This window comes from Guyparkeria sp. TX1, from assembly GCF_046523965.1.
In the GTDB taxonomy this organism is placed as follows: Bacteria; Pseudomonadota; Gammaproteobacteria; order Halothiobacillales; family Halothiobacillaceae; genus Guyparkeria.
In genome coordinates, this window is sequence record NZ_CP144142.1 from 461,584 (window position 1) to 473,532 (window position 11,949).

Sequence of the window (11,949 nt, forward strand, 5' to 3'; positions counted from 1 at the left end):
TCTCTCGTGGCTGAATGGTCAAGAAGGGATATACAGTAGGCAAAAGACAACGACGGGCCGACACGACGGCCCGGCATCAAATGGAGAGGCTAGCATGCAGCAATTTCGTCTGGGTCCACCGGTACACCGCGTCGTTCGTGGCCTGGAGCTCGTCGGCCTGGTGGTGATCCTGATCGCCACCTTCGTCGCTGCCGGGCAGGACATCGCCGAGATGATCGAGGCGCGGCGCGTCACGCTCGCCGACTTGCTGCTCCTGTTCCTCTACCTCGAGGTGCTGGCGATGATCGGCGCCTACCTGCAGACCGGGCGGCTGCCGATCCGTTTCCCGATCTACATCGGCATCATCGCGCTAGCCCGCTTCCTGGTGCTGGAGGTCAAGGACCTCGAGGCCTGGAAGATGCTCGCGGTCGGCGCGACCATGCTGATCCTGGCCGGCACGGTGCTGCTGTTGCGCTACGGGCACCTCAAGCTGCCCTACCCGGAAAACGAGGCAGACACCATCACCGGCGACGTCGACGACTCGCGGCGACGGGGTGTAGAGCACGACGGCAGCTGAACGCAAAACGGGCCGGCATGATGCCGGCCCGTCTCGTTCCCGCCCGTCGCGCGGGCTGGCACGCTTTTGAATCTACGTGCTAGATCTGCGTGCGTTCCTTGTCGTCTCCGCGGCTCTGCCGGCAGACGCCCACGCCGCGCTGCTGAAAGATGACGTACTCGGCGATGTTGGCGCAGTGATCGCCGATGCGCTCGATCGCGCGCATGCAGTAGAGCATCCGCAGGCTGAGATCGACGTTCTGCGGGTTGTTCGCCATGTAATCGAGCAGCACCTCGTGGACGGCGTTGTACTCGTGGTTGACGTGCGTGTCGCGGCGAATGATCTCCTCGGCGGCGACGCAATCCTGGCGAACGAAGGCGTCGAGCGCGTCGTGGAGCATGCCCTTGACGATCCGGCCCATCACGCGGAAGTGGGTGGAGAACGCCGTCTGTTGCAGCGTCGGCCCGACTTCCTCGGCAATGCGCGCGAGCTTCTCGGACTTGTCGCCGATGCGCTCGAGATCGGTGATCGCCTTGACGATCGCCATGATGGCGCGCAGGTCGCTGGCGGTGGGCGCGTAGCGGGCGATGATGTGGATCGCCAGCTCGTCGATGGAGGTCTCGAGGCGGTCGATCTCGTAGTCCTGTTCCATGGCCACGTGGCCGCGTTCAGCGTCCCCGTCGAGCAGGTAGGCCAGCGCGTCGTCGAAATGCTGTTCGGCCACGCCGCCCATGTTCATCAGCAGCGAACGCAGCGCGCCGAGATCGTCGTCGTAACGGGTCAGGGTGTGCGGCGTGAGGTTGGGCGTGTCTTTGTCGCTCATTTGCTCGGAATCTCCTTAAGACGGCTTGTCTCGACCCGGTTGCTAGGGTTTACTCGTGGCATCAGGGCTTAACATGCCTGTCATGCCCGGCGGGCAGACTGGACGACCCGCATGACACGGGGGCTGGCCGCCCAAATACGCGTACTCTAACCGACTTTACGTTGCGAAATAATGACAAGCACCGACGAGAACCCTCTGCCGTTCATCAATCGCGAGCTGAGCCTGCTCGGTTTCAACCGACGCGTGCTCGAAATGGCGCAGGACCGCAACGTGCCGCTGCTCGAGCGACTCAAGTTCCTCTGCATCTCCTCGTCGAACCTCGACGAATTCTTCGAGGTGCGCGTCGGCACGCTCACCCAGCAGATTCGCGCCGGCATCAGCCGCCCGGACGACGCAGGGCTTTCCCCGCAGACACAGCTGGATCTCGTGCTCGAGCAGGCGCACGCCCTGGTCCACGACCAGTACGAGACGCTCAACCGCGAGGTCATCCCGGCGCTGGCCAAGGAGAACATCCACTTCCTGCGCCGCACGCACTGGACCGAGGCGCAGGCGCTGTGGGTCAAGCAGTACTTCCGCCGCGAGCTGCTGCCGCTGCTGACGCCGCTGGGCCTGGACCCGTCGCATCCCTTCCCGCGGATTCTCAACAAGTCGCTCAACTTCATCGTCTCGCTGGAGGGCAACGACGACTTCGGCCGCGAGGCGTGGCTGGCGATCGTGCAGGCCCCGCGCGCCCTGCCGCGCATCATCCAGATGGACGAGGACGCCGCCGGCGGACCGGCCGGCTTCGTGTTCCTCAGTTCGGTCATCCACGCCCACGTCCACGAGCTGTTCCCCGGCATGACCGTCACCGGCTGCTACCAGTTCCGCGTCACCCGCAACAGCGATCTGTCCGTGGACGTCGACGACGATGACGACCTGTTGCAGACCCTGCAGGGCGGCCTGTTCGAACGCAACTACGGCGATGCCCTGCGCCTCGAGGTGGCCGACAACTGCCCGGCGGACATGATCGACTTTCTCTGCGAGCGTTTCGCCCTCGACGACCGCCAGGTGTTCCAGGTCCACGGCCCGGTCAACCTGCACCGGCTGATGGCGCTGCCCGGCCTGATCGACCGCCCCGAGCTCAAGGACCCACCATTCACGCCGCGCCTCGAGGCGGACTTCGACCCGGACCGCAACATCTTCGAGACCATCGAGCAGCAGGGCAGCGTGCTGCTGCACCACCCCTACCAGTCATTCATGCCGGTGGTGGAATTCATCCGCCAGGCGGCCACCGACCCGCGGGTGGTGGCGATCAAGATGACGCTCTACCGCACCGGCAAGGACTCCGCCATCGTCGACGCCCTCGAGGCGGCCGCGCGCACCGGCAAGGAGGTCACCGCGGTGGTCGAGCTGCGGGCGCGCTTCGACGAAGAGGCGAACATCAACATCACGACGAGGCTGCAGAAGGCCGGTGCCTACGTCGCTTACGGCATCGTCGGCTACAAGACCCACGCCAAGATGGCGCTGGTGGTCCGTCGCGACGGCAACCGCCTTAAGCGCTTCGTGCACCTGGGCACCGGCAACTATCACCCGGGCACCGCGCGGCTGTACACCGATTTCGGCCTGATGACCGACGACCGCTTCGTCGGCGAGGACGTCAACAAGCTGTTCATGCAGCTGACCGGCCTGGGCCGCGGCATCCGGCTCAAGCGCCTGCTGCAGTCGCCGTTCACCCTGCACGACGGCATGCTCGAGCGCATCCGCCGTGAAACGGCGCACGCCCGCAACGGCCGGCCGGCGCGCATCCGCGCCAAGATGAACGCCCTGATCGAGAAACGCGTGATCGAGGCGCTCTACGAGGCCTCCCAGGCCGGGGTAAGGATCGAACTGATCGTCCGCGGGGTCTGCTGCCTCAAGCCGGGCATCCCGGGCGTGTCCGAGAACATCCATATCCGCTCGGTGATGGGTCGGTTCCTCGAGCATCCGCGCGTCTTCTATTTCCACAACGACGGCGAGGAGGAACTGTTCCTCTCGAGCGCCGACTGGATGCCCCGCAACTTCTTTGCCCGGGTGGAGACCGCCTTCCCCGTCGAGACGCCGGAAATCCGCGCCCGGGTGATCGACGAGGCGTTCGACCGGTATCTCGCCGACAACACCGGCGCCTGGGAACTCACCGCGGCCGGCGAGTACCGCCGCATCACGCCGGCCAAGGGCGAGAAACCGTTCAATGCCCAGCAATCGCTGATCACCGATCTGGGCAAGCACTGAACAAATCGACGCGGCTGCCGCTGGCCGGCCGCGCGCCAACCGGCTGACCGCCCCGCTCCCCGCATGCCGGCCGGACTGCCGGTCGGCATGCGATACTGTCGGCCGTCGTCATCCCGATCACGGTAACCGTCCGCCCATGCTCAAGCTGCTGTTCTGGCTCATCATCGCCCTGGTCATCGGGCTGTTCTTCGCCATCCGTCAGGCCAATCGTCTGCGTGCGGAACAACAGGACGATTCGCCCCAGACCCGCTCGCTGGAGTCCGTGCGCTGCGCCCACTGCGGGGTGTTCGTGCCCGAGGACAAGGCGGTGCGGCGCGACGGGCAGGACTTCTGCAGCTGGGAGCATGCCGAAGCGTGGCACCGGGAGCAGGGATGATCCAGCCGGCCGGCACGGAGAACTGGCGCGGGCTGCGGCTCGCCAACGCCTATCGTCTGCTGCTGGCCCTCGCCCTGACCGCCGCGGCACTGACCGATCGCGGCCCGGCGGTCTTCGGCCAAGCCAATGCCTCGCTGTTCATGGTCACCGCCTGGGCCTACCTGTTCCTGGCCATGGCCTTCGAATGGCTGCTGGAACTGCGCATCCTGCCGTTCCGCCCGCAGGCCCACCTGCACACCGCGGGCGATCTCGCCTGCCTGATGCTGATTGCACACGCCTCGGGCGGGCCGGAAGGCCCGATCGCGCTGGCGCTGGTGATCGCCATCGGCATCGCGGCGGTGTTGCATGGCGGACGGGCGGCGATCGGCTACGCGGCGATCGGCGTGCTGCTGGTCCTCGGTGAGGCGATCTACGCCTCGTGGACGCAGACGGATGCCAACCACCTGACCAACTCCGGCTTTCTGGGTGCCGCGCTGCTGCTGATCACCGTGCTGGTGATCGCCTTCGAGCGTCGCGCCGCGCTCTGGGAGCACCAGAGCCACGCCCGCGAACGCGAGGTGCGCTACCTCTCGGAACTCGCCCTGCGGGTCATCGAACAAACCGACAACGGCATTATCGTTTCAGACCCCGACGGAAGGATCGAGTACATCAACGCCGCCGCCCGCCAGATGCTCGGCGAGCGCGGCGCGGCCGACCTGGCGGACGACCACCGCCTGCCGGACCTTCACCCCGGGGTCTGCGATGCCCTGCGGGCCTGGCACGCCGGCAACGGCGGCCAACAGCAGGACTTCGACCAACCACGCCGACTGCGCGCGCAGTTCCACCGCATCGAGACCGCGCTGGGTCCACGTGCCCTGATCGTGTTGCTGGACCTGTCGGCCGAGGACGAACGGGTACGGCGCGACAAGCTCGCCGCGCTGGGCCGGCTGATCGCCTCGATCGCCCACGAGGTGAGAAACCCGCTGTCCTCGATCCGCCAGGCCGCCGAACTGCTGCCGGAATCCGATACCCCGGAAGAGCGCGCGCAGCTGACCGAGATCATCACGCGCCACAGCGACCGCATCAATCGACTGGTCGAGGACGTGCTCGGCGCGGCCCGTTCACCGGCGGTCAACGCCCAGAACGTCGAGCTGGGAGACTGGCTGGAGCGATTCGCCGAGACCCGTCGCCAGGCCTGGAAAACGGCCGGCAAGCCATATGTGATGGCGCTCACCGCCCCGATCGAACCGGCATTTTCCCGGGTAGACACGACCCACCTCTGGCAGGTCATCGACAATCTCTGTGACAATGCCGAACGCCATGCTCGGCCCGACGACGGGCGACTCAGGCTCCGCCTGCGCCTCGACGCAGCAACGCGCGGCGGCTGGCAGATCCGGGTATGCGACAACGGCCCACGCATTGCGGCCGAGGACCGTAGCGCCCTGTTCGAACCGTTCTTCACCACGCATTCGCAGGGAACGGGGCTAGGACTGTTCGTTTCGCGCGAGCTGGCACTGGCCAATCGCGGCGAACTGGTTCTCGAGGAACCTGATGCGTCCCGGCAGACGGGCAACTGCTTCCGCCTGTGCCTGCCGGCGGCGGCGGACGAGGCGATCGAGACGGCAACGACACAAGCAAGGGAATGAAGACGATGGCGTACTGCCTGATCGTGGACGACGAGCCGGACATCCGCACGCTGGTCGCCCTGTTCATGAAGCGCGAAGGGGTCACCACCCTCGAGGCCGCCGACCTGGCCGAGGCCCGCGAGCGGTTGGCGGCGAACGAGGAGATCGACCTGTGTCTCGCCGACATGCGTCTGCCCGACGGCAACGGGCTGGACCTGGTCGACGAGATCCGCCAACAGCGTCCCGATCTGCCGGTGGCGGTGATCACTGCCCACGGCCAGGTGGAGGCCGCCGTCCGGGCGCTCAAGGCCGGGGCCTTCGACTTCATCAACAAGCCGATCGAGCAGGACACCCTGCGCCGCCTGCTGCGCGACGCGCGCAACCTGCAACCCGGCCGACCGACGACAAATGCCCCCGCCGAGACGGATGGCGGTGACTCGCCCCTGATCGGCCAGTCGCGCGCCATGCGCCAGTTGCGCGAGATGATCGGCCGGCTGGCGCGCTCGCAGGCGCCGATCTTCATCCAGGGCGAGTCCGGCACCGGCAAGGAGCTGGTCGCCCGCGAGATACACAACCACAGCAGCCGCGCGGGCGGCCCGTTCGTGCCGGTCAACTGCGGCGCGATCCCCGGCGAGCTGATCGAGTCCGAACTGTTCGGCCACCACAAGGGATCGTTCACCGGCGCGACCCGCGACAAGCCCGGCCTGTTCCGGGCGGCCGAGGGCGGCACCCTGTTTCTCGACGAGATCGCCGAACTGCCGCTGCCCCTGCAGGTCAGCCTGCTGCGGGTGCTGCAGGAGCGTCGCGTACGGCCGGTGGGTGGCACCGAGGAGGTACCCATCGACGTGCGGATCGTCTCGGCCTCGCACCAGGATCTCAACCAGGCGGTGACCGATGGCCGATTCCGCCAGGACCTGTTCTTCCGCCTGAACGTGATCGGCCTGCGCGTGCCGCCGCTGCGCGAACGCCTCGACGACCTGCCGGCACTCGCCTCGGCGATCGTCGCCCGGCTGGCCGCACGTGACCAGCGCCCGGTGCCCGGCATCGATCCCGCCGTGCTGCAGACCCTGGCCAGCCAGCCCTTCCCGGGCAACGTGCGGGAACTGGAAAACCTGCTCGAACGCGCCATGGCCCTGACCGACGGCGAGCGGATCACCGATCAGGCCGTCGCGCCGCACCCGATGATGACCGGCGAGGAGGAGCCCGGCTCGGCCCTGGGTGCCTGCCCCGGCTTCATCCCGGAGACCGACGAACAGCACGACGTGCTTGCCGCCCTGCAGCAGACCCGCTGGAATCGCAGCGAGGCCGCCCGCCGACTGGGAATGACCCTGCGCCAGTTGCGTTATCGCTTGCAGAAGTGGGGAGTGGAATAAAAGGCGGCAGAAATCAGAACTCAGATTTCAGAAAGACTAGTGCCTAACCGCTGACTTCTTCGATCAATCCGCTAACGCGCGCAACACGGCCGGCGGCAGGGCCCAGACAAGCTTGCCATTGCCGTAACCGACGGCGTTGTCGAAACGAATCAGGATCATGCCGCCCTTTTTCATGGGCATGTTGCCGGACGGCCGCCCGGCGAGCAGGCATTCGGCCAGCTGCCCGAGGCTCGGTTCGTGCCCGACCACGGCCATGCCCTCCACGCGGGGCTGCTTGCGCAACCACTCCACCGCCGCCCCGATAGGGGCGTCGGGGGCGAACACCCCCTCCTGCTCGACCCGGCGTTGCTCGACAGCCGGCGCGACGATCTCGGCGGTCTGCACGGCGCGCACGGCCGGGCTGGTCACCAGGCGTTCGATCGGCAAGGCCATGGTGGTCAGGCCGCGGGCCGCCATCTGCATGCGCTCGATACCGCGCTTGGTCAGCGGGCGCTCGGCATCGGGATGCCCCTCGCGGGCAAAGGCCTCGCGGTCCTGAGCGGCGGCGTGTCGGATGATCAACAGGTCCATGATGGGTCTCGCGGGTTTCGATAGCGGCATCCTGACGCCGCCAAGCTACCGGATTGTGACAATGTGACTGACCGGAGGTGGACCGTGATCCGGCGGGTTGGTTCACGGGCCGGGCACCTCTGGTAACCGCGGCGCTCTGGGCTATGATGATGGGCCCAGCTACCGTCACATCGCGAGGAGACGACATGGAAGGCCGCGACGCGCAGGATGCCCGCTCCACCCCCCATACCCATCACCGCCCGAGCCGCTCGGCCGGCCCGCAGGGCACCATGCTTTTCCAGGCCGACGAGATGCGCCGACAGGCCGAGGCCGCCGAACCGCAGGGCAACGAGCGCGCCTCGGTCGCCGAGCCGATCCTCGAAGGGGTCAGCGGCGGCATCGAGGGGCGACGATTCACCCTGCGGGCCGGTCGGCAGACCATCGGGCGTCGCGAGGACAACGACATCGTCCTCGACGAACCCAGCGTCTCCTCCTCGCACGCGTGGATCCTCAACCAGCAGGGCCACCACGTGGTCATGAACATGCTGTCCACCAACGGCACCTTCGTCAACGACCAGCGGGTGCACGAGGCCACCCTCAAGCACGGCGATCGCGTGCGGCTCGGCCAGGCAGAGTTCGTGTTTCTCACCCGCGAGGCCGGCGACGGCAGGGTCGGGCCGCGTCACTGGCTGGTGGGCGCGCTGCTGCTCGCGGCCATGGGGCTGGCCTTCTACCTGATCTGGAACTGAACCGGTCGTGACAGTCCGCGAGACGCCGAAGACGATTGGCCGCTACCGCATCGAGGGGGTTCTCGGCGAGGGGGCGATGTCGATCATTTATGCCGGCTTCGACCCCAGCATCAACCGCCACCTGGCGATCAAGTGCCTGCGCGACGAGGTGGCCCGCGACGATGCCTACCGGCGCCGCTTTCTCACCGAGGCCCGCGCCGCCGGCACGCTAAACCACCCCAACATCGTCACCATCTACGACGTCGGCGAGGCCGACGGCCAGCCCTACATCGCGATGGAACGGCTGCACGGCGAGACCCTGGCCGATCGCGTCGCCCGCGAGGGTTTTCCCCCGATACCGGTCGTCATCGACCTGGTCGGACAGATCGCCGCCGCCCTGGAATTCGCCCACCGTCACGGCGTGATCCACCAGGACATCAAGCCCGACAACATCATCCTGGTCGAGGGCTGGACCCACGCCAAGGTCAACGATTTCGGCGTGGCGCGCCTGCCCGAGGGCGACGAGCACCATGACGGCATGGTCGCCGGCACCCCCGCCTACATGTCACCCGAACAATTGCGTGGTGCGGCGACCGACGGGCGCAGCGACCTGTTTTCACTGGGCGTGTTGCTGTTCTGGCTGCTGACCGGGAACAAGCCGTGGCAGGAGTCGGAGATCGACCGACTGATGGCCGAACGCCACGACAAGCCCCAGCCGTCCCTGCTCCCGCGCGAGCCGGCCACACCCGAGGTGCTGTTGGAGATTACCCGCAGCCTGCTGCAGTCCGACGCCAACCAGCGCTACCAGCACGCCCACGAGGTGATCGATGACCTGCGGCACGCCCGGCGCGAGCTCGAGCGCCTGCGGGCCGACCCGATCGCCACGCGGATCCTGCCGATGCGGGTGCGCTGGGCGGCGATCCTCGGCACCATCCTCACCGTCACCCTGCTGACCGGCCTGACCTCGGTCTACGTCAAGCAGGATCAGGCGCTGACCGGGCTGGCCCTGGACTTCGGCGCCTCACTGGGGCGCACCATCGCACATGAAACCGCCGAGGACCTGCTGCTCAACGACGAGGTCGCCGTGCGCGCCCTGGTCGAGGACATGCGGCGCAATGACCAGATCCGCTATCTCGCCGTCGCCAACCGCGAGCGTCAGGTGATCGCCAGCGCCCGCAACGACGAGGTTGGCGCGCTGCTGCCGGCCCTGCCCGAGACCCGACGACGCGACCTCGACGACGGCATCGTCAGTCATCACGGCACACTGCCGGCGACGGACACGGACGAGCCCCTGCTGCTGTTCGACGTACCCATCCGCTACCAGTCGCACCCGATCGGCACCTTGCGCCTCGGGGTCGAGAGCGAGCCGTTGGCCGCGGCGAACCGGACGACGTTGATGGCGATGATCACGGCGCTGCTGGCGACCCTCGTGGTGGTGCTGGGCGCGGCCTGGTGGCTGTTCCGCCGGCTGCTCGCCCCGCTCGACGTGCTGCGCGACGCGCTGATGCGCGTTGCCCGCGGCGAGACCGCTCATCGCATTCGACTGGTACGGCGCGACGAATTCGGCCGCCTGTTCACGGCCTTCAACCTGATGAGTGAATCGCTCTCGCGCCGCGAGGCCACCCCGTCGAACGACCGGCCGACACCGCCCACCGACACCGACCCGACGCGCGTGATCGAGCCGGGTGATGCCTCAGGCGACGAGCCGACCGAGCCACCGCGATAGCTCAGCGCCCCACCGTCACCCGCTTGGGTTACAACTGGTCGACGCGACGCTGCAGCTCGCGGGCACGCGCCCGGTAGGTGCGGGCGGGCTCGAAGGTCGGATCGATCGCCAGCACGCGATCCCACAGGGCAATCGCCTCGTCCAGATCCTGGTTGCGGTAGCGCAGGATCGCCCGCTCGTGGTACTCGTCCACCAGCCGTTCGCGCAACGCGGGCGCCCGGGTGGCTGCCGGCTCGATACCCTCGTCCTCGGCCAGCGCGGCCTCGAACCGCTTGAGCGCCGCCTCGGGCCGGTCGTCGGCCAGCAGGGACATCGCCTCCTTCTGCAGCTGTTCGGCGCGTGTTCCAATCTCGTTCGACGATGATCCCGACGACGCAGCATCGCGATCGGCGGCAGCGGACTGGAACGACGGCAGCGGCGCGTCCGGCAAGGCCAGTGCCGCGGCCGTCTGCCGCGAGGGAATGGGGGCACGCTCGAGCTGCCGACGCGCCGGCTGACCCTCGTCCGCCAATGCGGTCGGCCCGGCATCGCTTGAGCGCGGCTGCCCCGGCAGGCGCAGGCTCTCGCCGACACGCAGGTCGGAGGGGTTTTCGGAGTCGTTGTAGCGGGCGAGGATCAGGAACAACCCGGCATCGCCGAGGTGGCGGGCGGCCAGCGCGCTGTAGGAATCGCCCGGGCGCACCGTGTACTCGTGCGACTGGCGACCGAGCACCTCCTCGGGATCGGCGGTCAGCTGACGCATGACGGCCCGGGCCACCATGTCGTCGGGGTGTCGTTCCAGGTACCGGGCGAGATCCCGACGGCCACGTGGGTAGCCACCGCGCTGGAGGTCCTCGAGGATCGCGTCCAGCGAACGGCGGTCGGCCGGCGGGGCGACGGTCGATTCCTCGACCGGCCGGGACTCAGCCGCCTTGCCGCCACCGCCGGCCAGCCCCTGCAGGCGGGCATCGAGCTCGCTGAGCTGGGCACAGCCGCCCAGCATGGCCGCCCCCGCCAAGAGGGCGACGAGTCGGATGGGGAAATGGGAGCGTCCACCGAAAGTCATCATGGTTCGGTTGCCGTGATTCAAGAAAATGGATTCAGGTGATCGACAGCCGCCCCGCCAGCCGGCCCAGCCAGGAAGCGGGGCGATCGGAGCGCGCGAGGATCAAACCGAGGTTGTCCCCCGCCTCACCACCGCGCTCGGCCCCGAGGGCGAGTCCTTCGTGCAGGGCGTCGAACAGGTCGGGCGCACGCAGCAGGCCGGCCAGTTCCGCGCGACTCAGGGTCTCCCAGATGCCGTCACTGCACAGCGCGAAGCCGTCACCGGGTCGCACGACGGCATAGCCATGCTCGACCTCGGGCGGTTCGCTGCCACCCAGCCCCCGTAGCAGCACGTGCTGGTCGGGGTCATGGGCCAGGTCGGCCTCGCGGATCTCGCCGCGATCGAGCTTGAGCCGGGCCAGGCTGTGGTCTCGGGTAACGCTCAGGCAGCGCCGACCACGGAAATGGTAAAGGCGGCTGTCACCGACATGGGCCCAATAGGCCTGCCCGTCACGCAGCAAGAGCGCGACGATGGTGGAATGCGGTTCGGCCGCCACCCAGGCGTTGCGCCGACGGATCTCGTCGTGCGCCGCCTGGCAGAGGGTTTCGAGGAACAGCGCGCCGGGCTGGTCGCGCCAGGCCCGCTCGTCCCACAACTCGCGGGCGGCGTGGATGACACCGCCCGAGGCGAGCTCGCCGGCGCCATCACCGCCCATGCCGTCGGCCAGCACCATCAGCGAAGTCGACTCGCGCGCGTCGTGCAGGCAGATCAGGTCGTCCTGCTGCGAGGGCCGGCCGCCCGGCGCGCGCCCCCCGACCATGCCCGGGGCCTCGCGAATGTCGAACTCACCGTCCCTGTTCATGCCTGCGAGCACTCCTGGTTCGCCTGTCCCGTGTGTCCAGCCGGCAATCCACCACCGGCCGCGATCGACATCACCTCAACCGATCACCGGGGCAGTATAGCC

Annotated in this window: 11 protein-coding genes; 7 read left to right on the plus strand and 4 right to left on the minus strand. The window is 68.0% G+C overall.

What is annotated here, in order from left to right; all coding sequences use genetic code 11:
• Window positions 1-94: 94 nt before the first annotated feature.
• Window positions 95-556 (plus strand): phosphate-starvation-inducible protein PsiE, encoded by a 462-nt coding sequence (locus VWP12_RS02190; protein WP_410474415.1) that lies wholly within the window; start codon window positions 95-97, stop codon window positions 554-556.
• Between the two features lie 79 nt (window positions 557-635).
• On the opposite strand, the gene phoU is transcribed toward VWP12_RS02190, so the two are convergent.
• Window positions 636-1,358, minus strand: a complete 723-nt coding sequence (gene phoU / locus VWP12_RS02195; protein WP_410474416.1) for a phosphate signaling complex protein PhoU — start codon at window positions 1,356-1,358, stop codon at window positions 636-638.
• Between the two features lie 171 nt (window positions 1,359-1,529).
• Between phoU and ppk1 the strand changes: the two genes are divergently transcribed.
• The 4 genes from ppk1 (at window position 1,530) to VWP12_RS02215 (ending at window position 6,958) form a co-directional block, all read left to right on the plus strand.
• Window positions 1,530-3,605, plus strand: coding sequence for a polyphosphate kinase 1 (gene ppk1 / locus VWP12_RS02200; RefSeq protein WP_410474417.1), 2,076 nt, complete (start codon window positions 1,530-1,532; stop codon window positions 3,603-3,605).
• A 136-nt stretch (window positions 3,606-3,741) separates the two neighbouring features.
• Window positions 3,742-3,981 (plus strand): PP0621 family protein, encoded by a 240-nt coding sequence (locus VWP12_RS02205; RefSeq protein ID WP_410474418.1) that lies wholly within the window; start codon window positions 3,742-3,744, stop codon window positions 3,979-3,981.
• The gene (locus tag VWP12_RS02210) at window positions 3,978-5,606 is read left to right on the plus strand and encodes a sensor histidine kinase (protein ID WP_410474419.1); all 1,629 of its coding nucleotides are present in this window, start codon (window positions 3,978-3,980) and stop codon (window positions 5,604-5,606) included. Before VWP12_RS02205 ends, VWP12_RS02210 begins: the two co-directional genes overlap by 4 nt.
• Window positions 5,603-6,958, plus strand: coding sequence for a sigma-54-dependent transcriptional regulator (locus tag VWP12_RS02215; RefSeq protein WP_410474420.1), 1,356 nt, complete (start codon window positions 5,603-5,605; stop codon window positions 6,956-6,958). The genes VWP12_RS02210 and VWP12_RS02215 overlap by 4 nt, the downstream gene beginning before the upstream one ends.
• Window positions 6,959-7,021: 63 nt before the next feature.
• Here VWP12_RS02215 and sixA read toward each other — a convergent pair whose 3' ends face one another.
• Window positions 7,022-7,528, minus strand: coding sequence for a phosphohistidine phosphatase SixA (sixA, locus tag VWP12_RS02220; RefSeq protein ID WP_410474421.1), 507 nt, complete (start codon window positions 7,526-7,528; stop codon window positions 7,022-7,024).
• 185 nt (window positions 7,529-7,713) lie between these two features.
• Between sixA and VWP12_RS02225 the strand changes: the two genes are divergently transcribed.
• On the plus strand, window positions 7,714-8,256 hold the full coding sequence (locus VWP12_RS02225) for an FHA domain-containing protein (protein WP_410474422.1): 543 nt from the start codon (window positions 7,714-7,716) through the stop codon (window positions 8,254-8,256).
• Window positions 8,257-8,263: 7 nt separating this feature from the next.
• Window positions 8,264-9,961 carry a protein kinase domain-containing protein gene (locus VWP12_RS02230; protein WP_410474423.1) on the plus strand — a complete coding sequence of 566 codons (1,698 nt, stop codon included), beginning with the start codon at window positions 8,264-8,266 and terminating at the stop codon, window positions 9,959-9,961.
• 28 nt (window positions 9,962-9,989) lie between these two features.
• Here the strand turns inward: VWP12_RS02230 and VWP12_RS02235 are convergent, their stop codons facing one another.
• Complete coding sequence (locus VWP12_RS02235) at window positions 9,990-11,009, minus strand: hypothetical protein (protein WP_410474424.1); 1,020 nt, start codon at window positions 11,007-11,009, stop codon at window positions 9,990-9,992.
• Between the two features lie 31 nt (window positions 11,010-11,040).
• Window positions 11,041-11,847, minus strand: coding sequence for a PP2C family protein-serine/threonine phosphatase (locus tag VWP12_RS02240; protein ID WP_410474425.1), 807 nt, complete (start codon window positions 11,845-11,847; stop codon window positions 11,041-11,043).
• Between the last annotated feature and the right edge of the window lie 102 nt (window positions 11,848-11,949).

Coding starts and splice junctions, on each gene's coding strand:
- VWP12_RS02215 (WP_410474420.1), top strand. CDS start 5,603: ATGAAGACGATGGCGTACTGCCTGATCGTGGACGACGAGCCGGACATC.
- sixA (WP_410474421.1), bottom strand. CDS start 7,528: ATGGACCTGTTGATCATCCGACACGCCGCCGCTCAGGACCGCGAGGCC.
- VWP12_RS02235 (WP_410474424.1), bottom strand. CDS start 11,009: ATGATGACTTTCGGTGGACGCTCCCATTTCCCCATCCGACTCGTCGCC.
- VWP12_RS02190 (WP_410474415.1), top strand. CDS start 95: ATGCAGCAATTTCGTCTGGGTCCACCGGTACACCGCGTCGTTCGTGGC.
- VWP12_RS02240 (WP_410474425.1), bottom strand. CDS start 11,847: ATGAACAGGGACGGTGAGTTCGACATTCGCGAGGCCCCGGGCATGGTC.
- VWP12_RS02210 (WP_410474419.1), top strand. CDS start 3,978: ATGATCCAGCCGGCCGGCACGGAGAACTGGCGCGGGCTGCGGCTCGCC.
- VWP12_RS02225 (WP_410474422.1), top strand. CDS start 7,714: ATGGAAGGCCGCGACGCGCAGGATGCCCGCTCCACCCCCCATACCCAT.
- ppk1 (WP_410474417.1), top strand. CDS start 1,530: ATGACAAGCACCGACGAGAACCCTCTGCCGTTCATCAATCGCGAGCTG.
- VWP12_RS02205 (WP_410474418.1), top strand. CDS start 3,742: ATGCTCAAGCTGCTGTTCTGGCTCATCATCGCCCTGGTCATCGGGCTG.
- phoU (WP_410474416.1), bottom strand. CDS start 1,358: ATGAGCGACAAAGACACGCCCAACCTCACGCCGCACACCCTGACCCGT.